Source organism: Kineosporia sp. A_224 (assembly GCF_002198655.1).
Taxonomy (GTDB): domain Bacteria; phylum Actinomycetota; class Actinomycetes; order Actinomycetales; family Kineosporiaceae; genus R-H-3.
Genome location: NZ_MWLN01000199.1, coordinates 1 through 25,732 on the forward strand (window position 1 = coordinate 1; position 25,732 = coordinate 25,732).

Annotated in this window: 22 protein-coding genes; 13 read left to right on the plus strand and 9 right to left on the minus strand. The window is 73.6% G+C overall.

Features of this window, described 5'->3' with window-relative positions:
- Positions 1 to 68 precede the first annotated feature (68 nt).
- Positions 69 to 809, minus strand: coding sequence for an ABC transporter permease (locus EDJALFJO_RS22995; protein ID WP_088288656.1), 741 nt, complete (start codon positions 807 to 809; stop codon positions 69 to 71).
- A 106-nt stretch (positions 810 to 915) separates the two neighbouring features.
- Between EDJALFJO_RS22995 and EDJALFJO_RS23000 the strand changes: the two genes are divergently transcribed.
- From EDJALFJO_RS23000 to EDJALFJO_RS23015, 4 genes are read left to right on the plus strand one after another with little or no spacing between them, the layout of a single operon-like run.
- Entirely contained in the window at positions 916 to 2,430 is a 1,515-nt protein-coding gene (locus EDJALFJO_RS23000; RefSeq protein WP_088288657.1) for an FAD-binding oxidoreductase, read from the plus strand.
- Positions 2,427 to 3,194 (plus strand): SDR family NAD(P)-dependent oxidoreductase, encoded by a 768-nt coding sequence (locus EDJALFJO_RS23005; protein ID WP_158220537.1) that lies wholly within the window; start codon positions 2,427 to 2,429, stop codon positions 3,192 to 3,194. Before EDJALFJO_RS23000 ends, EDJALFJO_RS23005 begins: the two co-directional genes overlap by 4 nt.
- On the plus strand, positions 3,191 to 4,405 hold the full coding sequence (locus EDJALFJO_RS23010; protein WP_088288658.1) for a phosphodiester glycosidase family protein: 1,215 nt from the start codon (positions 3,191 to 3,193) through the stop codon (positions 4,403 to 4,405). Before EDJALFJO_RS23005 ends, EDJALFJO_RS23010 begins: the two co-directional genes overlap by 4 nt.
- Before the next feature lie 4 nt (positions 4,406 to 4,409).
- The gene (locus EDJALFJO_RS23015) at positions 4,410 to 5,378 is read left to right on the plus strand and encodes a decaprenyl-phosphate phosphoribosyltransferase (protein ID WP_088288659.1); all 969 of its coding nucleotides are present in this window, start codon (positions 4,410 to 4,412) and stop codon (positions 5,376 to 5,378) included.
- Positions 5,379 to 5,534: 156 nt separating this feature from the next.
- Here the strand turns inward: EDJALFJO_RS23015 and EDJALFJO_RS23020 are convergent, their stop codons facing one another.
- The gene (locus EDJALFJO_RS23020) at positions 5,535 to 5,837 is read right to left on the minus strand and encodes a hypothetical protein (RefSeq protein ID WP_143448717.1); all 303 of its coding nucleotides are present in this window, start codon (positions 5,835 to 5,837) and stop codon (positions 5,535 to 5,537) included.
- Positions 5,838 to 6,066: 229 nt separating this feature from the next.
- Between EDJALFJO_RS23020 and EDJALFJO_RS36015 the strand changes: the two genes are divergently transcribed.
- A complete protein-coding gene (locus EDJALFJO_RS36015) occupies positions 6,067 to 6,198 on the plus strand; it encodes a hypothetical protein (protein ID WP_255392583.1) in 132 nt (43 codons plus the stop codon).
- Between the two features lie 21 nt (positions 6,199 to 6,219).
- Here EDJALFJO_RS36015 and EDJALFJO_RS23025 read toward each other — a convergent pair whose 3' ends face one another.
- The 5 genes from EDJALFJO_RS23025 to EDJALFJO_RS23045 form a co-directional block, all read right to left on the minus strand.
- Positions 6,220 to 6,654: a DUF3592 domain-containing protein gene (locus tag EDJALFJO_RS23025; RefSeq protein ID WP_088288661.1), complete on the minus strand. Its 435-nt coding sequence runs from the start codon at positions 6,652 to 6,654 to the stop codon at positions 6,220 to 6,222.
- A 100-nt stretch (positions 6,655 to 6,754) separates the two neighbouring features.
- A complete protein-coding gene (locus EDJALFJO_RS23030) occupies positions 6,755 to 7,327 on the minus strand; it encodes a hypothetical protein (protein WP_088288662.1) in 573 nt (190 codons plus the stop codon).
- Positions 7,328 to 7,421: 94 nt separating this feature from the next.
- The gene (locus EDJALFJO_RS23035; RefSeq protein WP_198950568.1) at positions 7,422 to 9,044 is read right to left on the minus strand and encodes an alkaline phosphatase; all 1,623 of its coding nucleotides are present in this window, start codon (positions 9,042 to 9,044) and stop codon (positions 7,422 to 7,424) included.
- 90 nt (positions 9,045 to 9,134) lie between these two features.
- Positions 9,135 to 10,199 (minus strand): magnesium and cobalt transport protein CorA, encoded by a 1,065-nt coding sequence (locus EDJALFJO_RS23040; protein WP_088288663.1) that lies wholly within the window; start codon positions 10,197 to 10,199, stop codon positions 9,135 to 9,137.
- A 124-nt stretch (positions 10,200 to 10,323) separates the two neighbouring features.
- Positions 10,324 to 11,712: a calcium-binding protein gene (locus tag EDJALFJO_RS23045; RefSeq protein WP_088288664.1), complete on the minus strand. Its 1,389-nt coding sequence runs from the start codon at positions 11,710 to 11,712 to the stop codon at positions 10,324 to 10,326.
- A 412-nt stretch (positions 11,713 to 12,124) separates the two neighbouring features.
- On the opposite strand from EDJALFJO_RS23045, the gene EDJALFJO_RS23050 reads away from it, so the two are divergent.
- From EDJALFJO_RS23050 to EDJALFJO_RS23080, 7 genes are all read left to right on the plus strand, one after another.
- Complete coding sequence (locus EDJALFJO_RS23050) at positions 12,125 to 13,939, plus strand: GspE/PulE family protein (protein ID WP_198950569.1); 1,815 nt, start codon at positions 12,125 to 12,127, stop codon at positions 13,937 to 13,939.
- A gap of 190 nt (positions 13,940 to 14,129) precedes the next feature.
- Complete coding sequence (locus EDJALFJO_RS23055) at positions 14,130 to 15,338, plus strand: type II secretion system F family protein (RefSeq protein ID WP_088288823.1); 1,209 nt, start codon at positions 14,130 to 14,132, stop codon at positions 15,336 to 15,338.
- Between the two features lie 8 nt (positions 15,339 to 15,346).
- A complete protein-coding gene (locus EDJALFJO_RS23060) occupies positions 15,347 to 15,814 on the plus strand; it encodes a type II secretion system protein (RefSeq protein WP_088288665.1) in 468 nt (155 codons plus the stop codon).
- Positions 15,808 to 16,380 (plus strand): prepilin-type N-terminal cleavage/methylation domain-containing protein, encoded by a 573-nt coding sequence (locus EDJALFJO_RS23065; protein WP_233150001.1) that lies wholly within the window; start codon positions 15,808 to 15,810, stop codon positions 16,378 to 16,380. The genes EDJALFJO_RS23060 and EDJALFJO_RS23065 overlap by 7 nt, the downstream gene beginning before the upstream one ends.
- A gap of 5 nt (positions 16,381 to 16,385) precedes the next feature.
- Positions 16,386 to 17,951 (plus strand): hypothetical protein, encoded by a 1,566-nt coding sequence (locus EDJALFJO_RS23070; protein ID WP_233149992.1) that lies wholly within the window; start codon positions 16,386 to 16,388, stop codon positions 17,949 to 17,951.
- Between the two features lie 130 nt (positions 17,952 to 18,081).
- Positions 18,082 to 18,438, plus strand: coding sequence for a competence type IV pilus major pilin ComGC (locus EDJALFJO_RS23075; protein WP_088288668.1), 357 nt, complete (start codon positions 18,082 to 18,084; stop codon positions 18,436 to 18,438).
- A 329-nt stretch (positions 18,439 to 18,767) separates the two neighbouring features.
- Entirely contained in the window at positions 18,768 to 21,686 is a 2,919-nt protein-coding gene (locus tag EDJALFJO_RS23080) for a hypothetical protein (protein ID WP_143448721.1), read from the plus strand.
- Positions 21,687 to 21,716: 30 nt separating this feature from the next.
- On the opposite strand, the gene EDJALFJO_RS23085 is transcribed toward EDJALFJO_RS23080, so the two are convergent.
- Positions 21,717 to 22,853: a type IV pilus twitching motility protein PilT gene (locus EDJALFJO_RS23085; RefSeq protein ID WP_198950570.1), complete on the minus strand. Its 1,137-nt coding sequence runs from the start codon at positions 22,851 to 22,853 to the stop codon at positions 21,717 to 21,719.
- A gap of 147 nt (positions 22,854 to 23,000) precedes the next feature.
- Between EDJALFJO_RS23085 and EDJALFJO_RS23090 the strand changes: the two genes are divergently transcribed.
- The gene (locus EDJALFJO_RS23090) at positions 23,001 to 24,791 is read left to right on the plus strand and encodes a diguanylate cyclase (protein WP_143448723.1); all 1,791 of its coding nucleotides are present in this window, start codon (positions 23,001 to 23,003) and stop codon (positions 24,789 to 24,791) included.
- A 13-nt stretch (positions 24,792 to 24,804) separates the two neighbouring features.
- On the opposite strand, the gene arsM is transcribed toward EDJALFJO_RS23090, so the two are convergent.
- On the minus strand, positions 24,805 to 25,698 hold the full coding sequence (gene arsM / locus EDJALFJO_RS23095) for an arsenite methyltransferase (protein ID WP_088288671.1): 894 nt from the start codon (positions 25,696 to 25,698) through the stop codon (positions 24,805 to 24,807).
- Positions 25,699 to 25,732: the final 34 nt, after the last annotated feature.

The window sequence follows — 25,732 nt, forward strand, 5'->3', positions numbered from 1 at the left end:
ACCCGCCCCACAGCCCACTCCAGCCCGCTCACGTCCGGGTTCGCCACCCGGTGACATCGGATCGTCGGTCAGGTGCGCAGGTCTGCCGGGCGACGCAGCCCGAGACGCAGGGCGAGCAGTTGGGTGGCGACGACCACGGCGACGGTCTCGGCGGCGAGCAGCCCGACGAGGACCAGCAGCTGGACCTTGCCCGCCTCGAGCGGGGTCGCGCCGCCCAGCAGCAGCCCGACGTAGGCGCCCGGCAGGGTGACCAGCCCGACGGTGCGGGTCTGGTCGAGAGCGGGTGCCAGCGCGCGGGCCGCGGCCCGGGTCCCCATCGACCGGACGGCGCGCGCCGGACGGGCTCCGAGCGCGAGCCAGCCCTCGACCTCGTCCCAGCCGGCAGCCACGTCGTCCCGGAACCGTTGCCCCGACAAGGTCGTCGCGGTCATCGACCCGCCGACGAGCTGCGCGACGAACGGGACCCCGGTGGCGGCCCGCCAGGGCAGGGCACCTGTCGTGAACACGACCAGCGCCGCGACGCCGGCGCCCGCCGCGATCGAGGCACCGGCGACGAGCACGTCCCGGCGCGTGCCGCCGATCCGCCGCCCGGACGTCCAGGACGCCGCACCCAGCACGACCGTGAGGTACAGCGGCGCCAGGGTCGGCGTCCGGAACACGGCCGCGATGACGACCCCGACGACGGCGAGCTGGACCGCGGCGCGGACGACCGCGACGAGCAGTGCACGCACCTGACCCAGCCCGGCCGCGGCGGACACCGCCACCGCGGCCCCGGTGAGCGCGGTGACGGCGATCGCGAGGGTGAGCACGGCCCCTGCTTACACCTCGGCCGACGCGTGCGGGGCACTGGTCCGGATGACCGGACGCTGACCGATCTCCCAGCGCACTCCCAGGACTGAGGCGCCTCGTGGACCCATGACGACCCAGCTTCCGGCCCGGGCGGCCGCCGCCCAGGTACGGCCGCCGGCGACAGCGACCGCGGCCGCCACCCCTTCACGGCCCGCACCCAGCGCCGCGCGGCTCTCGTCCGGTCCGTTGCTGACCGGCTGGGGACGCTCCACGAGCTCGCGTGCCGCCGCCGTGGTGGTTCCTCGGACGGTGTCCGAGCTTGCCGATGCGTTGCGATCGGCCGACGGCCGGGCCGTCCTGGCGCGCGGCGCGGGCCGTAGCTACGGCGACGCGGCCCTGTGCGCGGACGGCCTGGTGGTCGACATGACGTCCCTCGAGCCGCAGGTGTCCCTGGACAGCCGCAGCGGGCTGCTGGTCGCTGCGGCCGGGACGACGTTCGGCGACGTCCTGCGGGTCAGCCTCCCGCAGGGCTGGGTGCCCCCGGTGATCCCGGGCACGTCCGCTGTCACGCTGGGCGGAGCGGTCGCTGCCGACGTCCACGGCAAGAACCACCCGACGGCCGGCTCGTTCGGCCACCACGTCAGGTGGCTGGTGCTCCTGGACGCCGCCGGCACCAGGAGCGTGCTGACGCCCGACGGGACGCCGGAACGGTTCTGGGCGACGACGGGTGGCCTGGGTCTGACCGGCATCGTCGTCACCGTGGCCCTCCAGCTCCGGCCGATCACGTCGGCCGGTGCGCTGACGCGGCAGACCAGCGGGCGCGACCTGGGGCACGTCCTCGGTCTGCTCGACGACGCGTTCGCCGACAGCGCTGCCGCTGACGCACCCGACCCCGGTGACGCAGGTGCGGCCCGTGACGCCGGTGTGCACGCCGTCGCGTGGCTGGACGGCCGCGCCCGGGGACGCGGGATCGGACGCGGCATCGTCCAGGTCACCCGACCGGGCGGGGGACCGACCGGCCTGCGAGCCGCTCGCGCGCAGCGAGCGCGCAGGAACTGCAGGAGCCTGCCCGGGCCGGGCGTGGTCAACCGCGCGAGCATCGAGGCCGCGAACCTCGGCCGGTGGCTGTCCCGCCGGGACGGGCGGGAACGCTGGACCGACCTCAGGACGGCGCTGCTGCCCCTGGACCGGGGCGACGCGTGGCCGGCGGCCTTCGGGCGCGCAGGGCTGCTGCAGTACCAGTTCGCCGTCCCGCACCAGCGCACGGACGTGCTGCGCAGCGCGCTGCTCGTGCTGCAGGACGCCGGCGCCCCGCCCGCGCTGGCCGTCCTGAAGAAGCTGGGGCCCGGGAACGCCGCGCCGTTGTCGTTCCCCGGCCCGGGCTGGACCCTTGCCCTGGACCTGCCTGCACGGTGGCGGCACCTGGGTCCCCTGCTCGAGCGCCTCGACGGGATCGTGGCCGGCGCGGGCGGACGGGTCTACCTGGTCAAGGACTCACGCCTGAGGCCGCACACCGTCGCGGCCATGTACCCGGAGCTGCCCGCGTGGGCCGCCACCCGCGAGCTCATGGACCCCGGCCGGGTGTTCGCCTCCGACCTGGGCCGTCGGCTCGGCCTCGTCCCGCCGGTGGGGTCACGGTGAGCGCCGCGCCGGGCCGGGCCATCGGCGTGGACCAGGACGTGCCGGGGATCCTCCTCGTCGGTGGCGCCTCCGAGATCGGCCTCGCGATCGTGCGGAACCTGCTCGGCGACGGCACCGGGCGGGTCGTCCTCGCCGGCCGGCCGTCGCACCGCCTCGACGTGGCGCGCGACGGGCTCGCCCTCCTCGGCCACGACGTGACCTGCCTGCCGTACACCGTCGGGGAGCCCACCGGTCAGGTGCAGCGGCTGCTGCGGGACACGGCCCGGCACTGCGGCGTGGTGGACGTCGTCGTCATCGCCGTGGGCACCCTCGACGCAGGCGAGCACGCCGGTGTCGAGGCGCTGCTGGAGACCAACGTCGTCGGCCCGGCGACCGTGGCCGAGGCCGCCGTCGAGGCCTTGTGCGCCCAGGGGCACGGACGGCTCGTCGTCCTCACCTCGGTGGCGGCTGCGCTGCCCCGCGACGAGATCCTCGCCTACTCCGCCGCCAAGCAGGCGCTCGACACCTACGTCCGCGGTCTCGACCGGGCCGCCCGCTCCAGGGGTGTGCGCTGCATGGTGGTCCGCCCGGGGCGCGTCCGGACCCGCATGATCGACGGGCTGCCGCCGGCGCCGCTGACCCGCGACCCCGACGACGTCGCCCGCAGCGTCCGGCGGGCCCTGCGCACGGGCCGTCGCGTCGTCTGGGTCCCCGCCGTCCTCGGGCCGGTCGCGGCAGTGCTGCGGCTGGTCCCGACGTCCCTGCGCCCGAGGAGACTGCGATGACTCAGCTGGGTCAGCAGCGGCCGCCCTTCACCGTCCCGCGGCCGGCTCCGCGCCGTCCGGGTCGGCCGCGCCGTCCGCGCCGCCGTCGACTGCGCCTGGCCGCGATCGTCGCGCTGCTGCTCCTCACCGTCCCGGCGGTCTCCCTGACCCGCGCGCTCACCTACCCGGGCAGCGCACCGGCGTCCGTCCGCGTCGTGGAATGGGTCCGCGACAACGGCGGCGCCGGGACCGTCGACGCCCTGGAGAACTGGTGGTACACAAGGCATCCGCCACCCGCCACCGGTACCGCCACCGACCCGCTCGCACCCCAGGTGCACACAGCTGCACCTGCCGCACCCGCCGCGGCCGCCGCGCAGCTGCCGAGGGTGCGGCTGCTGCCCCTCACCCGCGCTCTCGCGGGTGAGGGGAGGTGGCGCGTCGCCGCCTCCGCCCCGGCCGGCAGCGCGCACCCCGGGCGACCGACCCTGTTCACCACGTGGTTCCGGCCCGACGCACGGCACGCCACGGTCGTCGTCGCCGGCGCCCTGCTGCCCCGCGGGGCCACCGCCCTCCACCTCGTCGCGGGCACTCGTGAACCGGTCCCCGGACTGCACTCGCCCGAGGGCTTCCGGGTGCCGACCGCGCAACGCGGCGCCCTCGTGGCCGTCTTCAACGCAGGCTTCAAGACCCAGGACTCCAGGGGCGGCTGGTACGCCCACGGACGCGCCGTCGTCCCGCTGGTCAAGGATGCGGCCTCGCTGGTCATCGCGGACGACGGGACCGCGACCGTCCGGGCGTGGACCGGAGCGTCCCGGTCGGTCCCTGCCGGGGTGAGCGCCGTCCGGCAGAACCTCGCGCTCGTCGTCGACCACGGCGCCGTGGTCCCCGGTCTGACCAGCAACACCGGCCAGCACTGGGGGAGCAGCCACAACCAGTTCCAGTACACCTGGCGCTCCGGTGTCGGCACCGACGCCGCGGGCAACCTGCTCTACGTCGCAGGCCGCGGGCTGACCCTCCCCACGTTGGCGGCAGCGCTCGTGGATGCCGGTGCGGTCACCGGGATGGAGCTCGACATCCACACCGGGATGGTCGCGTTCACCGCCTTCCCGCATGCGGCACCGACCGGCTCGAAGGGGTACACCACCATGAAGCTGCTCACCACGATGCCCCAGCCACGCGACCGCTACCTCGTCGCCGACCAGCGCGACTTCTTCTACGTGACGGCGCGGTAGAGCGATGACCGCCCCCACCGCACGCACTGCGGTCGCGGCCCCGCAGCCGTCGTCGCGCACGGCCGCAGGAGGTTCCCGTGATCGGTCCGTCGGACGCGCACTCCTGGACCTCGCCCGGCCGGGGCAATGGCACAAGAACGTGCTCGTGCTGGGAGCACCGGTCGCCGGCGGGCTGCTGCGGGACCCGGCCGCCATGGGCCGCGCCGCAGTGATGGTGGCCGCCTTCGTCGCCGCCTCCGTCGCCGTCTACGCCACCAACGACGTGCGGGACGCGGACCTCGACCGGCTGCACCCCAGGAAGCGGCACCGTCCGGTCGCGAGCGGACGCCTCCGGTCCCGCTGGGCGATCACCCTGTCGGTGACCGCGGCGGCGGTGGCGCTCGGCCTGTCCGGTCTGCTCGGCGCCCCGAGCGTGCTCGTGGTGGCCGCCTACCTCGCGTCGTCGCTGGCCTACGCGTTCTGGTTCAAGCACGTCGCCGTCCTCGACATCGTCCTGGTCGCCGGCGGGTTCGCCCTGCGAGCGCTGGGCGGCGCCGCCGCGACGCACCTGGCCGTCTCCAACTGGTTCCTGCTCGTCACGCTCTTCGGCTCCCTGTGCCTGGTCGCCGGCAAGCGCTCCGCAGAGGGCCGAGGAGCCGACGCCGCGCCGGGGCACCCGGCCGCGGCCGCGGTCACCCGCCCGGTCCTCGCCCAGTACCCCACCGCGTGGCTGCAGCAGGTCCTCACCCTCGCCCTGACGGGCTGCTTCGTCGCCTACGCCATGTGGGCCTTCCAGTACGTCGGGACCGACGTCTTCCATCCGTTGCTCGCCGCGTCCGTCGTGCCCTTCCTCATCGGCGTCCTGCGGTACGGGCTCCTCGTCAGCCAGGGGGACGGGGAGGAGCCCGAACGCGTGGTGCTGCGCGACCGAACCCTCCTGGCGGCCGGCGCGGTCTGGGCCGGCACCGTCGTCATCAGCCTCTACCTCACATGACGGACCGTCGTCCCAGCGAGCCGGCGGACGCCGTCCAGCCGCAGGGCCGCCCGTGAACGGACTCCTGGACCAGCTGCTCGACGCACCGACCTGGGTGGCCGACCGCGGATGCCCGGGCCGCCAGGACCTCGCGAGCACGCAGCGGCTGCGGCTCGTCTACTCCTGGTGCCGGACGGGTTGCCGCATCTCGGTCAGGGCCGTTCGCCGCGAGCGGTAGGTGGCCTCGTCGAGCTCACCGGTGGCGAACAGCCGGTCGAGCATCTCCTCCGGAGGCTCTGTCGCCTGCGCCGCGCGTCCGCGGCCCGTCGGGGCGACGGCCCCTCCGGTGCGCAGCAGCCGTCCGACGAGGAGTGCGGCGAGCACCAGGAGCAGGGTCGCCACGACGAAGAACGCGACCAGCCACGGCGACCAGGCGGAGCCGTTGTCGCCCATCATGTTGCCGTTCCAGCCGTTCCTCATGTGATCGCCGTCGCCGGGCATCGCACGTGCCTTCCCACCGGGGGCGTCCGCTTCCGGCCACCGCGATGACGGCCATGACGTGTCCGGCAGCTGATGGTAGGGACGATGCAGCCGTCCGGACGCTGGACCAACGTCCGGCGGACCGGCCGGGCTGGGCCGATCGGCTCATGTGCCGGGACCAGCGGGTCCGCTACCCACGACAGGTGACGCAGGCAGCACGGTGCCCGGTGTGCGGGGGCAGGTCCGGGACCTCGGGCTGCAGCAGGTCGGTGGGTACCGCGAGCCGTCGTTCGTCCGGCGCCGCGAGTGCGTGGACTGCGACTGGGTCAGCGTCGAGACCGTGCGGGGGCCGTCCGAGTAGCCGACGGGCGCGGGCCCGGACTCAGCGGGCGCCGCCCCAGACGAGGATCGCGAACTCGGCGGCCACACCCAGCGCGACCAGGACCGGGATGCCGGCGAGGTGGGTCAGGGCCAGCGGGATCCGGGACCTGTCCGCGTCGTGCGGGTCGTCGGGGTCGTAGTAGATGCGGATCTGCCGGCCGGGCTGCGGCGGGATCGTGCTCCAGGTGCGGAGCCGGACGTCCTCGAGCGTCGTGCCGTGCACGGTGGTGAACTGCACGACCGTCCAGTCGTGGACGGTGACGTCGCCGTCGACCTGCTCGGGGACGGTCCGCACGACGGTGGCGAGCGCCGTCCGGCCGCCCAGGCGCAGCCGAAGGTGCCTCGCGGCGCTCGTCGCCAGGGCGGCGCTGATCGCCACGACGAGCAGCCCGAGGCACACGGCGATCGTCAGTCGCACCAACGAGTCCCGGTCCACGAGTGAAGCGTCGTCCGGCCAGGCGACGGGACGGCGAACGCAGGGTGAAGAAGGACGCTGCTCGCACGGTTTCGTCCTGCGTCGGGACGACGACCGGGACCTAGGACTCAGGGCCGGTCTGGAGGCCGGCCAGCCGTTGCGCGACGACGTGGGCGATCGCGGGGTCGGAGAGGTCGCTGTCGGGGAGGGCGGCGGCCAGCAGGTAGACCTGCTCGTAGGCCAGGCGGGCTCCTGCCGTGTCCTGGACGTCCTCGAGGACCTGGGCGAGGTTCATCGTGGCGGCCAGGTTGACCCAGGCCGGGCCGCCCGCCGCGATCGCCTCACGGTAGGCGGCGGCGGCCCCGACCGGGTCGCGGTGGTGCCAGTGCAGCTGTGCACCGAGGTGCCACCAGCCCTGCGACCTGGTCTCCGGGTCGTCCGAGACGAGGTCTGCCGCCAGGCGCATCCGCAGGTTCGCCAGGTCAGCCTCCTGCAACGCCTGACGCGCGTCGTCGGGGCGGCCGCGGTCGTCGAGCAGGTCCGCGAGATCCGTTGCCGCGCAGAGGATGGCCTCGTGGTCCCCGCTGTCGCGTGCCTGCGTCAGGCGGCGCGTGGCGGCGTCGAGCGCCGCGTCGCCGACCTCGGCCGTGTCGTCGGGCCCAGGAGCGCTCGACGGGGACTGTGTCGGATCCACGCGCCGATCGTGTCGTCGCAGAGCGGCCGGACGACCACCACGACGTGAACGACGGGAGGCGTCGGCCGGAAGTTGCCCGGACGAGCCGCGCGGGTCAGGCCGGGACGATCCCCGGTGTCCCGGCGGCGACGGCGAAGGCCGCGGTGGTGGCCACGGTCGCCGTCCTCGCGGCGATGGTGTCGACGGTGCGGGCCTGCGCGAGCCAGCGTTCGCGGTCGACGTCCATGAGGAGGTAGCCGCGCTGCGAACCGTCGAAGTACCTGGTGCGCGGGTTGTCGCGGGGGAGCAGGGCCTTGATCGGGGCGTCGAACGCGGCGGGGAAGTCGCTGGAGATGCTCGTGGAGACGAACTCCGAGGCGACGACGGGGGCGTGCGGGTCGTCCGGGTCGACGACGAGGTCGTTGAACCAGGTCGAGTGGATGTCGCCGCCGAGCACGACGGGGTTCGCCACGCCGCGCGCGGCGATCGTCCCGAGCAGCCGCGCGCGCTGCGCGGCGTAGCCGTCCCACTGGTCGAGGTTGGTGAGGAACGGCAGCGGGAGAGTGGGGAAGAACGGGTTCGGGAAGCGGGTGCGGCCCATCATCACCTGCTGCGCCACGACGTTCCAGCGGGCGGACGTCGAGGTGAGCCGGTCGACGAGCCACGCCTCCTGCTCGGCACCGGTGAGCGAGCCGGCGACGTTCGCCAGGCCGGCGGCCTCGGGCCCGAAGTCGTTCGGGACGCCGCCGGGCTGGTCGGTGCGGTACTGCCGGGTGTCGAGCACGGAGAACCGCACCAGGTCGCCGTAGTCGAACCCCCGGTAGAGCTTCAGGTCCGGCGAGCCCGGGACGGCGCGCGGCCGGATCGGCAGGTGCTCCCAGTACGCCTGGTAGCCGGCGGCGCGCTGCGCGGCGAACGCGGCCGGGTCCTGCCGGGCGTCGCCGGTGTCGTCGATCTCGTCGACGAGGGTCGCGTAGTTGTTCTCGACCTCGTGGTCGTCCCACGTGACGACCCAGGGCGCTGCCGCGTGGGCGGCCTGCAGGGCCGGGTCGAGCTTGTACTGGGCGTGCCGGGCCCGGTAGTCGGCGAGCGTCCGGAGCTGGTCGAGGCCGGCGGTCTGCGGCGTGGTGTGCCGGCGGTCGGCGAACGCGCTCGAGGGGTCGTACTCGTAGATGTAGTCGCCCAGGTGCAGCACGAGGTCGATGTCCTCGTCGGCCATGGCGGTGTAGGCGGGCCAGTAGCCGTTCTGGAGGTCCTGGCAGTTGGCGATCGCGAACCGCACCCGCGCCGGGTGCGCGCCCGCTGCCGGCGCCGTCCTCGTCCGGGCGGACGGCGAGACGTACCCGCGGGTGCGGAACCGGTACCAGTACTCGGTGTCCGGGGCCAGGCCGCGCACGTCGACGTGCACCGAGTGCGCGAACCGGGCCCGCGCGAGCGCCTGGCCCCAGCGCACGACCCGCCGGAACCGGGGGTCGGCCGCGACCTCGTACTTCACCTCGACGTCCCGCCCGCCCATCGAGGTCGCGTCGAACGGGTCCTTGACGAGGCGGGTCCACAGGACCACCGCGGTCGGCAGCGGGTCGCCGGACGCGACGCCGAGCGCGAACGGGTCGGTGCGGACGGCGGCGGCGTGCGCCGGGTGCACGTCCCGCCCCGTGAGGACGGCGGCCCCGGACAGGGCTGCACCGGCGCCGAGAACGGTGCGACGGCTGGGGAGCGGCATGCGCGTGGCGGACATGGGCGCAGCGAACCACCGTGACGGTCCGCCGGATAAGGGGTGCGGGGTGAACGCCGGACGGCACGATGGTGCGGCGACGACGGCGCGGTCCTACAACCAGCCGTTGCGTCTGAACCCGCGGTACAGGCCGCCGCAGATCGCGGCCATCCCGGTGAGGACGGCGGGGTAGCCCCAGGTCTGGCCGAGCTCGGGCATGTGGGCGAAGTTCATCCCGTAGATCCCGGCGATCATCGTCGGGACGGCGGCGATCGCGACCCAGGCGGAGATCTTGCGCATGTCCTCGCTCTCCGAGACCGACAGCCGGGCGAGCCCGGCCTGCAGGATCGAGGACAGCAGCTCGTCGAAGGTCGCGACGTGCTCGCGGACCCGGTCGAGGTGGTCGGCGACGTCCCGGAAGTACTCCTGGATCTCCGGGTGCACCAGCCGGTTGGGGCGGGTCGCGAGCTCGCGGATCGGCCCCGACAGCGCGGTGACGGTGCGCTTCATCTCGATGACGTCGCGCTTGAGCTGGTAGATGCGTTCGATGTCGGACGGGGTGCGGCTGGCGAAGACGTTGTTCTCGATCTCCTCGATGTCCTCGTTGACCGCGTCGACGACGGCGAGGTAGTCGTCGACGATCTTGTCGGCGACGGCGTGGAGCACCGCGGACGGCCCGAGCGCGAGCTGTTCGGGGTCTGCCTCGAGCTGTCGGCGCAGGTCGCTCATCGAGGCGTGCCTGCCGTGCCGGACGGTCAGGGCGAAGTCCTCGCCGACGAAGATCATGACGGTGCCGGTCTCGACGACGTCGCCGCCGTCCTCGCGGGCATCGCGCTCGACGTAGGCCAGGGTCCGTAGCGACAGGGCGAGGATGCCGTCGTACCGTTCGAGCTTCGGGCGCTGCATGAGGTTCGCGGCGTCCTCGACGGCCAGGGCGTGCAGGTCGAAGATCTCCCCGAGCTGGGTCAGCTGCCGCATGTTCGGTGCCTGGGCGCCGAGCCAGAGGAACCCGTCGCCCGAGCGTGCGACGGCCAGGGCCTCGTCGAAGCGGGCATCGTCGCACCGCGTTCCGTCGATGTACCGTCCCCAGCCGACCACCGTGTCCAGCAGACCCGGGGCGAGGCCCTCGCGGGCGACCGGAAGCCGGCGCAACGCGAACCGGGGCAGCGGCCGCTCCATGGTCACCTCCTCCGGCGAGAGTAGCCCGCCGCCGACCGCCGCTCCGAGGAGCGACGGCCGGCAGCGAAGGCCGTCGCTCCTCGGACGTCCTGCAGAGTGAACGGTGGCAGCGGCCGCTTCCTTGTCAGTCGCCGCTGTCGCCGCCGTCCTCCGGGTCGTCGTCGGTGGACTCGTTGCGGGAGTCGCCCTCGTCCTCGTTCTCGACGCTGTCGTCGGCACCGACGTCGAGGTGGTCGTCGCCGCCCCCGCCGTCGTCGACGTCCGTGCCCCGGCCGCCGTCCAGCCAGTCGTCGCCGACGTCGCCGGAGAGGTGGTCGTCGCCGTCGTCGCCCTGCAGCGTGTCGTCACCCTCGCCGCCGTCGAGGCTGTCGTCGCCGTCGCCGCCGCCCACGGCGTCGTTGCCGCCGTCGCCGAAGAGGGCGTCCGCGCCGAGCCCACCGGTGAGGACGTCGTCCGCGTCGCCGCCGTGCTCGGTGTCGTCACCGGCCTCGCCGTCGATCGTGTCCGCGTCGGCGCCGCCGCTCAGGTCGTCGTCGCCCTCGCCGCCCGCGACGTCGTCCGCCCCGGCGCCGCCGTCGACGACGTCGTGGCCGGCGTCGCCCGTGATGGTGTCGAGCCCGTCGCCGCCGGTCAGGTCGTCGTTGCCGTCGCCGCCGGTGAGGGAGTCGTCGCCGAGACCGCCGTCCTCGGTGTCGGCGCCGGCACCGCCGTCGGCGACGTCGTTCCCGGCGCCCCCGGTCAGGGTGTCGAGGCCGGTGCCGCCGTCGAGGTCGTCGTCGCCGTCCTGGCCGTTCAGGTGGTCGTCGCCGTCGCCGCCGGACACGGCGTCCGCGCCGGCCCCGCCGGACTCCGTGTCGTTCCCGGCACCGCCGGAGAGCGCGTCGCTGCCGGCGCCCCCGGTCAACCGGTCGTCGCCCAGACCGCCGGAAACGGTGTCGTTGCCGGCTGCCCCGGACAGCGCGTCGTTCCCCGCGCCGCCGTTGACGTGGTCGTTGCCGTCGCCGCCGTCCTCGGTGTCCGCCCCGGCGTCGCCCCCGATGGTGTCGGCCCCGGCGTCGCCGTGGACGCTGTCGTTGCCGTCGCCTCCGGCCGCGGTGTCCGCGCCCGCGTCGCCGTGGAGGACGTCGGCCCCCGCACCACCGGTGAGGTGGTCGTTGCCCAGGCCGCCCGACACGTGGTCCCGGCCGAGGCCGCCGGACCCGGTGTCGTTGCCCGCCCCGGCGAGGATCGTGTCGTCCCCGGCGTCGCCGGTCACGGTGTCCGCACCGGCGGAGCCGCACACGAGGTCGTTGCCGCCACCGGCGTGCACGACGTGGCCGCCGGCCCGGATCACGATGACGTCGGCGCGAGCGGTCCCGTTGACGACGTGCGGGCTGCGTGCGGTGACGACCTTCGTCGCGGCCCGGCCGTTGCAGGTCGCGCCGGTGGCGGCGGACGCCGCGACCGGGTGAGCCGCGAACAAGGCGATCGGGGCGGCGCACGCCAGGCCCAGGTACCGGCGCGAAAGGCGCATGGAGATCCTCCGTCGAACACTGCAAGTGACGTCCTGTCGCAATCAGTATTCGAGGAGAGGCGGTCGAGGGATACGGCCGAAGGCTTCCACGGCCCGTGCGTCACCCGACCGGCACAGCCCGCCGCACCCGTTCGGCGGCGCCGGTCAGGTCCGTTCGGGGGGCCCGGCCGGCCGAGCGCGCGACGAGCCGCGCCGCGAACGGGACGGCGGTCACCGCCCGTCGGGGGATCGCGCAGAGTGCCCGGTCCGTGGCTGCCTGCTGACAACACGTGACCGCTGTGTCCGGAGAGTGAGCCTCCCCGGGGCGAACGGGGGATAACGCCGGATCCACGGTGATCCAGATGAACGGCGTGTGAAACTGGCGACGTCGTCTCGGGGGCACGGGGCGAGACGGGCGAGCTGGAGCTGGATCATGAGGTTCGGACGGTCCACCGCGGGCAGGGCCGCGGGCGACGGCCCCGGGCGGGTCGACGCGGTCCCGCCGCAGGGGCGTGGCGCGGAGGCGGCTCGGGGCACCCTCGTCGCCGAGGGGGCGCCGGTCGCCCAGTTCGGCATCCTGCTCGGCGAGCTGTTCGTCCGCAACGCTGTCATCAGCCCGGCGGTGCTCGACGACGCCCTCATGCGCCAGACCGGCTCCGGCCGGCGCATCGGCAGCATCCTCGTCGAGCTCGGCGTCATCGACGAGCGCGACCTCGCGCACGGTCTGGCCCAGCAGGTCGGTCTGCAGGCCGTCGACCTGAGCCGGACGACGCCCGACCCGGTCGCCGCCGAGATGCTCGGCGAGAGCAAGGCCCGGGGGCTGCAGGCCATCCCGATGGGGATCACCGAGGACGGCACGGTCCACGTCGCGCTCGCCGACCCGTCGCCGGACGTCGCCGAGGAGGTCCTGCGCTCCCTGGACCGGCCCGCCGCGCTCTACGTCGCGACGGAGAGCGAGGTCCGCCGGGCGATCGACTCGACGTTCAGGGCGCTCACCGGCGTCGAGGACCAGGTCGCGGCCTTCACGGCGACCACCGACGTCCGGACGACGGTCAACCGCAGCGACGTCGAGGACCAGGCGGACGACGCGCCCGTCGTCCGCGTCGTCAACCTCGTCATCACGCAGGCGTTGCGGGACAGGGCGTCCGACGTCCACATCGAGCCGCAGGACGGCCGCGTGCGGGTCCGGTACCGCATCGACGGCGCGCTCCACGACGTCCTCACGCTGCCGGCCGAGATGGGCCCGGCGGTCGCGAGCCGGCTCAAGATCATGGCCGGGATGAACATCGTCGAGCGGCGCCGTCCGCAGGACGGTCAGATCGCCACCTCGATCGAGGGCCGGGACATCGACATCCGGGTCGCCACGATGGGCAACGTGTGGGGCGAGAAGGTCGTGCTGCGGATCCTCGACAAGAGCCGCTCGCTCTTCCGGCTGCGGGACCTCGGCATGCCGCCGGTGACGCACGAGACGTTCGCGAAGATGATCCGCTCGCCGTACGGCATGGTCATCTGCGCCGGTCCCACCGGTTCGGGCAAGACGACGACGCTCTACGCGTCGCTCTCCGAGGTCAACACGGTCGACAAGAACATCACGACGATCGAGGACCCGGTCGAGTACGTCTTCCCGTCGATCAACCAGATCCAGATCAACGAGCAGGCCGGCGTCACGTTCGCCACGGGGCTGAAGTCGATCCTGCGGCAGGACCCGGACATGATCCTCGTCGGGGAGATGCGGGACGTCGAGACCGCGCGGATCGCCGTCCAGTCGGCGCTGACGGGGCACTTCGTGCTCTCGTCGCTGCACGCGACGGACGCGGTGTCGGCGCTCTACCGCTTCCTCGACATGGGGATCGAGTCGTTCCTCGTGGCGTCGTCCGTCATCGGCGTCGTCGGCCAGCGGCTCGTCCGCAAGATGTGCACCTACTGCCGCGTCCAGTACCAGCCGACACCCGAGGAGTACGCCTTCTACGTGGAGGCCGGCGGTGTCGAGAAGCACCGGTTCTACGTCGGCGAGGGCTGCAACTACTGCTCGAAGACCGGCTACTCGGACCGGGTCGGCGTCTACGAGCTGCTCAGCGTCACCGAGGAGATGCGCGAGATGATCGTGCACCCCAACCCCTCGCACGACGACATGCGCCGGCTCGCGGTCGCGCAGGGCCTCGTGCCGCTGCGCCACGGGGGCGTCCGGCTCGTCGAGCAGGACGTGACGACGATCAGCGAGATCGTCCGCTCCATCTACATGCTCTAGCGCCGGCAGGGTCGGTGGCCGCGAGGTCGCCGGTCCCGTCCGGCATGTATCGATCTGGCAACACACCGCAGTTGAGGCTTGACGTCCTGTGATCTTGGGCTCGCACGAACGGTTGATAAGCGCCGTGAGGCGTAACGCGCGATCCGGGCGGCCGATGTCCGTACGGGGCATGAGAGAGGACGGCAGGGGCATGCCGAAGTTCGCCTACGTGGCGCTCGCACCGAACGGGGTGCAGGCGACCGGGGTCCAGGACGCGCCGACGATCGCGGCCGCCCGGATGGCGCTCGTGCAGCAGAGCCTTCGGGTCCAGAAGATCGAGCCGAAGAAGTCCTGGACGCAGATCGAGCTGACGCCGAAGCGGATCAAACCGGCCGACCTCATGCACTTCAGCCGCCAGATGTCGGCCTTCCTGCGCGCAGGAATTCCCATCCTCGACGCGATCCAGGTCCTGGGCGAGGAGAACGACAAGCCAGCGGTCCGTCGTGTCCTCGCGGCGGTGTCCGAGGACCTTCGGTCCGGGCGCACCCTGTCGGAGGCGATCGACAGGCACCCGTCGGACTTCCCCGACTGGTACCGGGGGATCCTGCGTTCGGCTGAGCTCACGGGCAGGCTCGACGACGTGCTCGACCAGCTGTCGCAGTACATCGAGCGTGATGTCGAGGCGCGCCGCAAGATCAAGGCTGCCATGACGTACCCCGCCGTGGTCTTCGTCATGGCGATCGGGACGATCGTCATCCTCAGCGTGTTCGTCCTGCCGAAGTTCGAGGACTTCTTCTCCAGCCTGGACGCACAGCTTCCGGTCACGACCCGCATCCTGCTGGCGACGACGCGATTCCTCGGCGACTGGTGGTGGCTCGTCGTCGCGGTCCTCGGTGCCGTGGTCCTGGGCGGCTGGGCCGCGACGTTGACCAGGACGGGGAGATACACGTGGCATGCGTTCCTGCTGCGGATCCCGGTGGTCGGAGAAGCGATCCGCTACAGCAAGGTCGAGCGTTTCACCCGGATGCTCGCGTCGATGGTCTCTGCCGGCGTACCGCTGCCGCGTGCGCTCGAGGTCGCGACGAGCAGTCTGAACCACCTCGTCTTCGAGCGTGCGCTGAACGGCGTGCGCCACGCCATGCTGCGTGGCGGAGGGCTCGCCCAGCCCATCGCCGCGACCCGGCTCTTCCCCGGGGTAGCCGCCCAGATGATTCGGGTGGGGGAGGACACGGGCACCTTGGACAGCCAGCTCGAGGTGGCCGCAACCTTCTACGAGCGTGAGCTCGACTACAAGATCAAGAAGGTCACGACGATCATCGAACCCGTCGTCATCATCGTCATGGGCGGACTGGTGGGCTTCGTCGCCATCGCGCTCGTCTCGGCGATGTACGGGATCTTCCGCACGGCCAACCTCGGATGACGCCTCACATGCCGGCAGAGCACCGCCGCGAGGACAGGGGAGAGAGCCTGATCGAGCTGCTCGTGTCGGTGGCCATCCTGGGCATCACGGCCTCCTCCATCCTCGGCGCCGTCATGCTCGCGTCGTCCTCGTCCACGCTGGACAGGCGCGCGGTCCAGTCGCAGAGCCTGCTGAAGTCCTGGGGCGAGTACGTCGTCGACCAGGCGAGCGCCGCGTACACCGCCTGCATGGCTGCCTCGTCGTCGACCCTCTCGTACGCGGCGCCGCCGCTCCAGGCCCTGCCGACGGGCTTCACGCCGTCGGTCGTGTCGGTGGAGTACTGGAACGGCACGACCTTCGTCAGCGGGAGCTGCACGACCACGGACGACGCCGGGGCGCAGCGGGTCAGACTGCGGATGACGGTCGCGGCTGGCGCGTACCCCGGCGTCGTGAACGACTACTGGGTCACCGTGCGAAAGCCGTGCACGACATGTTGAGCCAGCAGCGGCGGCCGCTGGACGACGGGTTCACGCTCATCGAGCTGATCGTCGCCATCGCCATCCTCGGTGTGGTCGTCGTGTCGATCACGGGAGTCCTGTTCTCGGCGATCACGGCGAACAACTCGACCCGCGACAGGCTGGACTCCACCCGCAGCGAGCAGTTCACGGCGACGTACTTCGCGGACGACGTCCAGTCCGCCGACGCTTCAGGCGTCGTCACGAGCGGTGCCGCGCAGTGCGGGACCTCGCCGCTCTTCGTCGAGTTCCGCGGGTCCAGCTACGTGCCCTCGAGCCCGACCACGTCGCGGACCGTCGTGACCACCTACGTCCTCCGGTCGACGACGGTGAACGGCGTGGCGGCCAGGGAGCTCCACCGGCTCTCCTGCGAGGCGAACGCCGGAGCGCTCACTCCGCTCACCCCGGCCCGGGACGTGGTCGTCGCCCGAGCGCTCGCGGACAGCACCCCGGCCTCTCCGACCGTGTCGGGTTCGAGGGTCTCCGTGGCGCTGACCCGGCTCGACGGCAGCACCTTCACGTTGGTCGGAGAGAGGCGGACGACGTGACCGGGATGGCGCGCAGGCGGCGCCGGGACGACGACGGGGCCTCCCTGATCCTCGTCATGATGTTCGTCATCGGCGTGGGACTCGTCGTCGGATCCCTCCTCGCCTACACGAGCGTGGGGATCACGTCCGCGACCAAGACCCTGGCCGCCAACCAGAGCTCGGCAGACGTCGCAGGTGCACTCCAGCTCGCGGTGAACGACGTCCGGCAGAGCGGCTACTTCAACGACCCGACTTACAACGCCAAGTGCTTCGAGTCGGGAGCCCACGACGGCGCAGGGACGAGCAAGATGTACCCCGCGCCGTCCGGCGGCGTCGTCCAGGTGAAGTGCTCGCCGGACCCGGCCGGCGGCTCGAGCGGAAGCCTCGTGGAGTCCACGACCACGGTGCAGTCGCAGCAGGCCCTGCTGACCCTGGCCACCGCACAGACAGGCATCGTCGACAGCGGTAACAACCCGTTGCGCATCAACGGTTCTGTGTACTCCAACTCGGGGATCAGCGTGCCCACCGGGAGCAACTGCCCGGAGGCCTGGCCGCCGCCGTCCGCGACGACCAACTGCAACGGGTTCTACGTGGGTGGCGCCACCAGCACCATCACTGCTGAAGGCTCGTGCGCCGGCACGGTCTACCCGCAGGCGGGAGTGGCCGTCGCACGTTCGTGCAACGCGACATCGCAGACCGTCGGTACCGATCCCGGTCTCGTCCACCCGGCCGAGTTCCAGGCGCCGACCGCACCGACCGCCGCCCCCTCGCCCGCGGCGCCGACCAGCTGCAGCGGATCGGTGGTGCACTTCTACCCGGGGCTCTACACCTCCGCGACGGCGCTCAACAACATCACCGCGTCCAACAGCTGCAAGAACAAGGTGTTCTGGTTCCATCAGGGCGTCTACGCGTTCGACTTCCAGGACAGCCCGGCGTCCAAGCGTGTCTGGAAGCTCGCCGTCCCGAGCACGTTGGTGGCCGGAGCAGCGACGACCCCGTCGAGCGCTGTGCCCGGTCAGTGCGTGGCGCCGCAGACCGGTGGTTCGACCTCGGGCGCCCAGTTCATCTTCCAGGGGACCAGCCAGTTGGAGATCTCCGACGGCGGATTCGAGATCTGCGCGCCGTACTCCGCGTCGACGGTGCCACTCAAGGTGCCCATCGCGTTCTTCGGGGGCGGGGGTGCTCCCGGGCCGGTGGTGAGCGTGACGTCGACCGCCGCCGTGAACCCCACGGTCTTCGTCCAGGGGTGGACCTACATGCCGGCGGCCTCGGTGTCGGTCAACCTCAAGAAGGCCACCAACACGGTGTTCAAGTACCCGGTGGTCGTCAGCACGATCGACCTGAAGATCAGTCCCAACAGTGCGACGTCACTCCCGGTCATCGACCTCGGGACGCCGGCCACGCGTCTGGTGGTCGCACCGACGACGGTCTTCCTCACCGCCTGGTCCTGCGCCTCGCCCACCGACGCGCCGACGACGGCGACGTGCTCAGTCCTGGGGCGGGCCAAGGTCCGCTACACCGACAACTGCCTGACCCCGTGCCCGGCCGGGCAGCGCTCGGTCAGTGTCCTCGGTTGGAAGCTCGAGCGGTGACCGACACATAACGCTTCCCGTCCGCTCTCGGCCCCGGTCGAGCCGCGGACGGGGCAGGGACCTCGACGCCGTCGAGCCCGGATCCACCAACAGCACGTCCCGTACGAGTCAGAGAGAGCAGGAACCTTTCATGCTGCGTCACAAGATCCGCGAGGCCCGCCAGGAGGGGTTCACCCTCATCGAGCTCCTCATCGTCATCGTCGTGCTCGGCATCCTCGCGGGCATCGTCGTCTTCGGCGTGAGCACCTTCCGTGCGGACGCGCAGACGGCGGCCTGCAGCGCCGACCAGAAGACCGTCCAGGTCGCGTCCGACGCGTACAACGCTGCCAAGGGAGGGTTCGCGAGCGCGATCGGGACCGGCACGTACAACGGCACTCCCGCCGGCACGACGCTCGTCAGCCAGGGGTACCTCAAGGCCGCGCCCACGGGGACCACGCTCGGCTACGCAGCGGGGACCGGGGCGGTCACCATCACCTCGTGCCCGTGATCTGAGCCCGGTCGAAGGGTCCGGAGGGGCTGCGCCTCCTCCGGACCCTTCGACGTTCCACGGTCCAGAGTCGTTGTTCGGCAACGGGGCTCGGCGAGGTGCGATGGGCGCGTGCACCCGTCGGCGAAGGGCTGATCGTGCTGACACGCGCTTGCCACGTGGTGGACACGCCGTACCTGGGGTGACTTGCATCAGCGCACACGGCTAACATCGCCGCCCAGCCACGACCCGCGCGAGAGCCCGGTGACTGCCCGTTCCCAGTCCTCGGAGGGGCGTGGCCGACCGTGTCGGGCTCGGGGGAGCCCCGAGCCGACAGGGGAACCTCCAGCATGCTGCGTCGCGCCCTCACGAGGGTTACCGGTCCGGGCATCGCCGCGACAGTGCTCGCGGCGGCGGTCGTCCTGGCAGGTCCCGCCGGCGCAGGCAGGGCCGACGACGCTCCGCTCGTCGTGACGGTGCCGCGCCTGCCCGCGGGGGGCGTCGAGATCGACCTGGTCGCCGCCTCCGCGCAGATGGCAGTGCTGCGCCGGTGGGACGTCAGCCGCTGGGAGCTCGTGGGCGGTTCCGGTGGTCAGCTCGGCCCCGTGCTGCAGGGCGAGGCCGCCGACGTGTACCCGGCACCGACCATGGTCGGGACCCGTTTCCACCGCGTCGTCGGCGACGACCTCGTGGTGACCGACCTGGCAGGCGGGCAGACGGTCCGGCACCCGCTCGAGCAACGGCGCTTCCTCGGCGCGACCGAGGCCGGCTGGCTCACCTGGTCGCAGGACGACGGCGGAGTGCTGCTCCACGACGCGAGCGGTGGCACGCGCACGGTGCTCGCGGCGCCCGTCTTCGCGCCGGACGTCCATGTCGGCGGCCGGTGGCTGCTCGCGACGCGCGCCTCCGGCAGCGGCACCCCGTCCGATCCGCTCGTCGTCGACCTGCTGCTCGTCGACGTCGTCCGCGGCACCTCCGAGACGCTCGCCTCGGGCGACGACCTCGGGGCGGCGGCGGGGGTCTCCGCGGACGTCGTGACCTGGGTCAGCGGCTCGGTCGTCGACTGGTGGGGCAACCAGACCGGTACGCCCGTGGTGAACGTCAGGCGCACGGCCGGCGGCCCGGTCGAGACCTTCCCGATGCCGACGGCTCTGCGCGACCTCGTCGCCTTCGACGGCGGCGTCGCGTACGTCGTCGGCCCCGACCAGCGGCTCGTCGTCCGACCGTCGTCCGGCCGCCCCGTCGACACGGGCCTGTCCGGAGTGAGCGGGCTGACGGGTGCCGGGCCGGGGCTGCGGGCGGTCGTCTCCGGCGCCACCAGCAAGGCCGGTGTCTGGGCCGTCACCGCGACCGGCGGGGCCGCGCGGGTCGCCCGGGTCGCACCGACGACGAAAGGCTGGGGCGCGGTCGATCTCAACGCCGGGGACCTGTTCGCCGCGGCGGCGGACCCAGCGACAGGGACGCAGTCGTACCGGATGCACCTCGGCGGCACCCCTGGCGCGGTCGTCGTGGGGCGCGCGCAGCGGGTGCGCGCGGCGGCGGGCGTCGCCGGCAGGTCCGGCGGCCGCTCGCTCGTGGCCCGCCCGACCTCGTACTGGCGCAGCGGCTACTCGGTCTTCGCCGACCGGGGGCAGGCCGGGGACGTCGTCGCCGTCCCCGGTGACTACCCCGGGGCGTCGCTGTCGGGCCCGTACGCGTGGTCGGCCGCGGGTGTCACCCGGGCCGACGGCCAGCGGATCGGCGGCTCCCGGGCCTGGCCCGACGAGCAGGTCGGCCCACTCGTCGGCCACCTCGCCCTGAACTCCACGTGGCGGCAGCCCGGCGAGGTGCGCGTGCGGGACCTGCGCACCCCTGACGCGCCGCCGCAGCGGGTGTGGCTCGACTGCCCGGTGACGCACCCCTACTGCGCCACCGGCGTCGTCCTCACCGGGGACCACCTCGTGTGGGCCCGCGGCGACGACCTCGTCGTCCGGGACATGCGGACCCGGACCCGGCGGGTGCTCCCCGGGGTCAGGGCGTCCGGCCTGCTGGGCGACGCCGGCACCGTCGTCTGGACGCAGGACGGCGACGACCCGCAGAGCCTCACGTACTACGCCCTCGACCTCACCGACCCGGCAGCGGCACCGGTCAGGCTCGCGAGCACGCGTCGCTCGATCTTCGGGTCGTCCGCCGCTGCGCTGGAGGACGGCGTGCTGGCCTGGATCGACGGTGCAGGGGACCTGCGCGTGCTCAGGCTGCCGTTCACGCCCCGCGGGCCCCGGCTGCTCGGAGCGCTCGGCGACACGTTCTCGCCGGACGGGGACGGGCAGGACGACGCGTGGCGCCCCGAACTCGACCTCACCCGGCCCGTCGCTCGCGTGCGGGTCTCGGTGCGCCGCGGTCCCGATCTGGTGCGGGTGCTCGAGGGCACCGCCCCCGACGGCAGCGTCCGCGACGTCCGGTGGGACGGCCTCGACGCACGGGGCATGCCCGCCGCGGACGGCGAGTACACGTGGACGCTCGACGACCTCGGTGACGGCACCGGGGCTGCCCGCCCGGTGCCGGACGTCGACGGTGCCGGCCCGGCGGCCGGTACGGTGACCCTCGCGCGTTCGGTGCTGCCGACGACCGTCCGGGTGCCGGTGACCTCGGCCGCCGTGTCGACGTCCGCCGGCATCCCGGTGCGCTGGGGACCGGCGTCGCCCTCGGCGCAGGACGGGATCGTGCGGTACGACGTCCGGGCGCGGACGGTCCGGGGGCTCGGCACCCCGCCGGCGGAGTTCGGCCCACCGACGGTCTGGCTCAGCGGGACGACGGACCGCTCCGCCGTGTACGGCGCCGCCCCCGGTGACGTCGTCCAGTTCTCCGCCCGTGGCATCGGCGCGGACGGCGTCGCCGGGACCTGGTCGCCGTGGACCGGCTCCGGGGCCTCGCTCGACGACCGCGCGCTGTCCGGTGCGTACGACGCCTGGACCCGGGTCGCGTCCGACGACGCCTACCTCGGCACGCTCACCGTCACACGGAAGGCCGGGGCGACGCTGACGACGCAGGCGACGACGTCCCGGGTCACGGTCGTCGGCGAGCGCTGCCCCGCGTGCGGGCGGCTGACGGTGCAGGTCGACGGCGTGACGGTCGCGACCGTGGACACGTACGCGCCGAAGGTCGTGCCGCGGGCCATGCTGCTCGACCGTCGGGTCGCGAACTGGCCGCACACCGTGAGCCTCGTGGCCGCGCCGGCTGCGGGTCGCCCGGAGGTGCGGGTGGACGCGGTCGGGTTCGTGACCCGGTAGGCACAGCAGAGGGCACAGCCCGTTCGGCCGTCAGTACGTGCGCACCTGCTGCGGAGCCTGGGCGCCCGGCGCCATGCCTTGGGCACCGACTGATGCGACCATCGGTCGCTCGATCTCGGCCGGGAACGACGACCTCGCGACCGCCTCCTCGTAGGCCACGAGACCCGTGCGCACGAGCTCGTCGAGCGACTGCTCGAGCGTCTGCATGCCGACGTTCATCCCCGTGACGAGCTGGTTGCGCAGCTGGTTCGTCTTGCCCTCCTTGACGAGGTTGCGCACCGGGCCGTTCGCGACGAGCACCTCATGGGCGGCGACCATCCCGCCGCCGAGGCGGGGGACGAGCCGCTGGTAGACGACGCCGGTCAGCGTGCTCGCGAGCTGCACGCGGATCTGCGGCTGCTGGTCGGCGGGGAAGACGTCGACGAGGCGGTCGACGGCCTGCGCGGTGTCGTTCGTGTGCAGGGTCGCGAAGACGAGGTGACCGGTCTCGGCGAGGGTCAGGGCGAAGCGGATGGACTCGAGGTCGCGCATCTCGCCGACGAGGATGACGTCGGGGTCCTCGCGGAGCGCGCTGCGCAGCGCGTGGGCGAAGGACTCGGTGTCCTCGCCGACCTCGCGCTGGCTCACCGCGGCCCGCTTGTGCTCGTGGACGTATTCGATGGGGTCCTCGATCGTGAGGATGTGGACCGCGCGGTTCTCGTTGACGACGTTGATGATCGAGGCGAGCGTCGTCGACTTGCCGGAGCCCGTCGGGCCGGTGACGAAGACGAGCCCCTGCTTCAACGCGGCGAACCGGCGGACGGCGGCCGGGACCCGGATGTCGTCGAAGCCGGGGATCTGCCGGGGGATGATCCGCAGGGCGATGGCGACGTCGCCGCGCTGCCGGTACGCGTTGCCGCGGATCCGCGCGGTGCCGCGCCACGAGAACGAGAAGTCCACCTCGGAGCCGGCCGCGAACTGGTCACGCTGCTTCTCGCCGAGCAGGAGGTCCACCGCCTGGGCGGTGTCGAGGCCGGTGAGCACCGCGGTCTCGCGCACCGGGTGCAGGTCGCCGTCCACCCGGATCAGCGGCGGCGCCCCGGCGGTGAGCAGCAGGTCGGTGCCCCGGGCCTGCCAGAGGGTGGCGATGAGGCTGTCGATGCCTGGGGGGAGGGTCGCGTCGGCCACCTCCCGAGACTAGCCAGGCGGCCCGCGGGAGGGGCCCGAACGCCTCCCGCCCGCCCGAACGGCCCACCCGGGAGGCGCCCTGCGCCGTCCGGGTGAAGCGTCGGCACCGGGCTCCTCGCCGGGACGGCAGCGGCCGACGGGTCGTCCGTGCGAGCCCGCCGTAACCTCACTGCTGCTGTCGCGGCCGCCGTCGTCGCGGGCGTGGCGCTGCTCCCGACGGCCGGTCCGGCTGCGGCGCACCAGGTCTCGCGGGCCTCGGTGGAGTCCGACGCGGGGGACGGCATCGTCGCGCTGCAGAGCGAGGTGCTCGCGCTCGTCGCCCTCGGCGTGTGGCCGGACCCCGTGCCGCAACGGCTCCAGGACGTCCACGACGAGTACGCGTCCTACGTCGACGGTCTCGACCGGCGGGCGCTCGTCGCCTGGGTGCTGTCGGCGGACGCCGACGGCGCACGGGTCCTCGAGCGGCTCCGGGCCGGCGGCGGGCGGACGAGCCCGGCGGAGGTGGCCGCGCTCGGGCCGCTGCGGGCGCAGGACCGGACGGCGCTGCGCGAGGGCCGCCCGCCGGCGCTGCTCCCCGAGGACTACGTGCGCGCGCTGGACGAGCTCGAGGACGCCGCGTCCGGCGTGGAGCCGGCGCCGGCCGGGACGCAGGAGCCCGGAACGCCCGGGCCCGCCGGGCTCGCGGTGACGGCCTCGACGTCCGCACCGGCCACCACACCGGCCACCACACCGGCGAGTGCACCGGCGAGCTCACCGACAGCGGCACCGGCCACGCCCGCGGGCACCGAGCGGCCCGGCACCGGTCTGCCGGTCGCGGCCCTCGGGCCGGCCGCAGCCCTCGCCCTCGTGGCGGCGTCCGCCGTGGCCCTGCGCCGACGTCGCCGCCCGGCCGGCACCGTGCTCTCCGCCCGCCACGTCGTCGGCCTGCTCGACGCCGGTCGCCTCCTCGGTGACGCCCGGGACGTCGCCGGGGTGGCGCAGGTCGCGGTCGCCGAGCTCGCGAAGCTGCTGCGCGTCGAGGCCGCCGTGCTGCTGGCCGCGGACGGCCGCGGCGGTGGCCGCCGGCAGGTGCTGGCCGATCCCCGGGGGTGCCTCGACGGGGTGCCGGAGCCGGTGACCGGGTTGCTCGCCCGGGTCGCTGCCACCGGGCAGGCGAGCCTGGAGGTGCTCGACGACGACCCGTGCCTCGGGGACCGCGCCGTCCTCGCGGTGCCGGTGCTCGCCGGCGGCGAGGTCGTCGCCGTGCTCGCCGCCGTCCGCCCGGCCGGGCAGCCGTTCGGCGTCCACGAGCTCCGGGTGGCGACCGAGCTCGCACCGCTCGTCGCGTCCGCGCTGCACGGCGCCGCCGCCCTGGAGACCGTGCGCACGCAGGCGACCCGCGACGCGCTGACCGGGCTGCCGAACCGGCGCAGTCTCGACCTCGACCTGCGCGCCGAGGTGGAGCTGCACGCGGGGCGCACCACGGCCGTCGTCATGGTGGACGTCGACCACTTCAAGAAGTTCAACGACCGCGAGGGGCACGCCGCCGGTGACGCGGCCCTGCAGGCGGTCGCCCGGGTGCTGGCGGCCGCCGTCCGCGACCAGGACGGTGCGTACCGGTACGGCGGGGAGGAGTTCTGCCTGCTCGTCCGGCAGGTCACCGAGGCCGAGGTACGGGCCCTGCTCGACCGGGTGCTCGACGCCGTCCGCGCCGTGGACGTCCCGGGGGCGGCCGCCCAGCCTGCCGGCCACCTGTCGGTGTCGGCGGGGGTCGCCCTCGTCGAGACCGAGGACGCCGCCGTCGCCGTCCTGCGGGCCGACGAGGCGCTGTACCGGGCCAAGGAGCTGGGTCGGGACCGCTACGCGGTCGCCCCGCCGCTCGCCGGGCCGGCCGGCGCCCGGCCGCCCGCCGCGGACCCGGCCGAGCCCGACCCGTCGGACCGGCACGACCGGGTCTGAGCCCGGTGCACGGTCAGGGCCGGGTGGCCCGGACGAAGGCGCTCGCGACCGCGCCGTCGAGCGCGTCGAGGAGCTGCTTCGCCTCGGCGCCGGCGGGCAGCAGGTCGGCGGGCAGCGTCGCGGCGAGGTCGAGGACGTCCTGCCGGGAGTACGTCCGGGTCACCTCGACGCTCGCGCCGACGAAGCCGGCGGCGGTGAGCCGCGCGACGTAGTCGGTGTCGCGCAGGGCGCCGGCGATGCAGCCGGTCCAGAGCTGCATCAGGTGCTTCGCGGCGTCCGGGAGGGGCTTGAGCAGGACGACGTCGGAGACGGCGAACCGGCCGCCGGGGCGCAGCAGCCGGGCCGCCTCGACGAGGACGGCGTCCTTGTCGGCGGCGAGGTTGATGACGCAGTTGGAGATGACGACGTCCACGGACGCATCGGGCAGCGGTACGGCCTCGATCGTCCCGAGCAGGAAGCGCGCGTTCTCGACACCGGCCTCGGCCTGGTTGCGCCGCGCGAGGTCGAGCATCTCCGGGGTCATGTCCACGCCGTAGGCCGTCCCGCCGGGGGAGACCCGCCGCGCGGAGAGCAGGACGTCGAGCCCGCCGCCGGAGCCGAGGTCGAGGACGTCCTCGCCGGGGCGCAGGTCGGCGAGGGCCGTCGGGTTGCCGCAGCCCAGGGACGCCGCGAGCGCGGCCCCGGAGGTCTGCGCCGCTTCGTCGTCGTACAGGTCGCGCGTGATCGCGTCCTTGCCGCCGCCGACCGCGCCGCCGACCGTGCCGTCGGCGTCGCCGCAGCAGGACGGCGCGCAGCAACCCGTACCGTCGCCGTCCTGACCGGACGCCGCACGGGCCGCCGCGGCGTAGCGCTCACGGACGGCGGCGCGCAGCTCGTCGGCGTCCTGCGGGACCTGGGTGGCGCTCATGACGTCTCCTGACGACGGAGTTCAATATCGACGA

What these genes read in the sequence shown, in the direction of transcription:
- EDJALFJO_RS23065 (WP_233150001.1), top strand. Translation starts at nt 15,808, where the DNA reads ATGTTGAGCCAGCAGCGGCGGCCGCTGGACGACGGGTTCACGCTCATC.
- EDJALFJO_RS23060 (WP_088288665.1), top strand. Translation starts at nt 15,347, where the DNA reads ATGCCGGCAGAGCACCGCCGCGAGGACAGGGGAGAGAGCCTGATCGAG.
- EDJALFJO_RS23050 (WP_198950569.1), top strand. Translation starts at nt 12,125, where the DNA reads ATGAGGTTCGGACGGTCCACCGCGGGCAGGGCCGCGGGCGACGGCCCC.
- EDJALFJO_RS23010 (WP_088288658.1), top strand. Translation starts at nt 3,191, where the DNA reads ATGACTCAGCTGGGTCAGCAGCGGCCGCCCTTCACCGTCCCGCGGCCG.
- arsM (WP_088288671.1), bottom strand. Translation starts at nt 25,698, where the DNA reads ATGAGCGCCACCCAGGTCCCGCAGGACGCCGACGAGCTGCGCGCCGCC.
- EDJALFJO_RS23035 (WP_198950568.1), bottom strand. Translation starts at nt 9,044, where the DNA reads ATGTCCGCCACGCGCATGCCGCTCCCCAGCCGTCGCACCGTTCTCGGC.
- EDJALFJO_RS23055 (WP_088288823.1), top strand. Translation starts at nt 14,130, where the DNA reads ATGCCGAAGTTCGCCTACGTGGCGCTCGCACCGAACGGGGTGCAGGCG.
- EDJALFJO_RS23070 (WP_233149992.1), top strand. Translation starts at nt 16,386, where the DNA reads ATGGCGCGCAGGCGGCGCCGGGACGACGACGGGGCCTCCCTGATCCTC.
- EDJALFJO_RS23075 (WP_088288668.1), top strand. Translation starts at nt 18,082, where the DNA reads ATGCTGCGTCACAAGATCCGCGAGGCCCGCCAGGAGGGGTTCACCCTC.
- EDJALFJO_RS23015 (WP_088288659.1), top strand. Translation starts at nt 4,410, where the DNA reads ATGACCGCCCCCACCGCACGCACTGCGGTCGCGGCCCCGCAGCCGTCG.
- EDJALFJO_RS23080 (WP_143448721.1), top strand. Translation starts at nt 18,768, where the DNA reads ATGCTGCGTCGCGCCCTCACGAGGGTTACCGGTCCGGGCATCGCCGCG.
- EDJALFJO_RS23000 (WP_088288657.1), top strand. Translation starts at nt 916, where the DNA reads ATGACGACCCAGCTTCCGGCCCGGGCGGCCGCCGCCCAGGTACGGCCG.
- EDJALFJO_RS23020 (WP_143448717.1), bottom strand. Translation starts at nt 5,837, where the DNA reads ATGAGGAACGGCTGGAACGGCAACATGATGGGCGACAACGGCTCCGCC.
- EDJALFJO_RS23040 (WP_088288663.1), bottom strand. Translation starts at nt 10,199, where the DNA reads ATGGAGCGGCCGCTGCCCCGGTTCGCGTTGCGCCGGCTTCCGGTCGCC.
- EDJALFJO_RS23045 (WP_088288664.1), bottom strand. Translation starts at nt 11,712, where the DNA reads ATGCGCCTTTCGCGCCGGTACCTGGGCCTGGCGTGCGCCGCCCCGATC.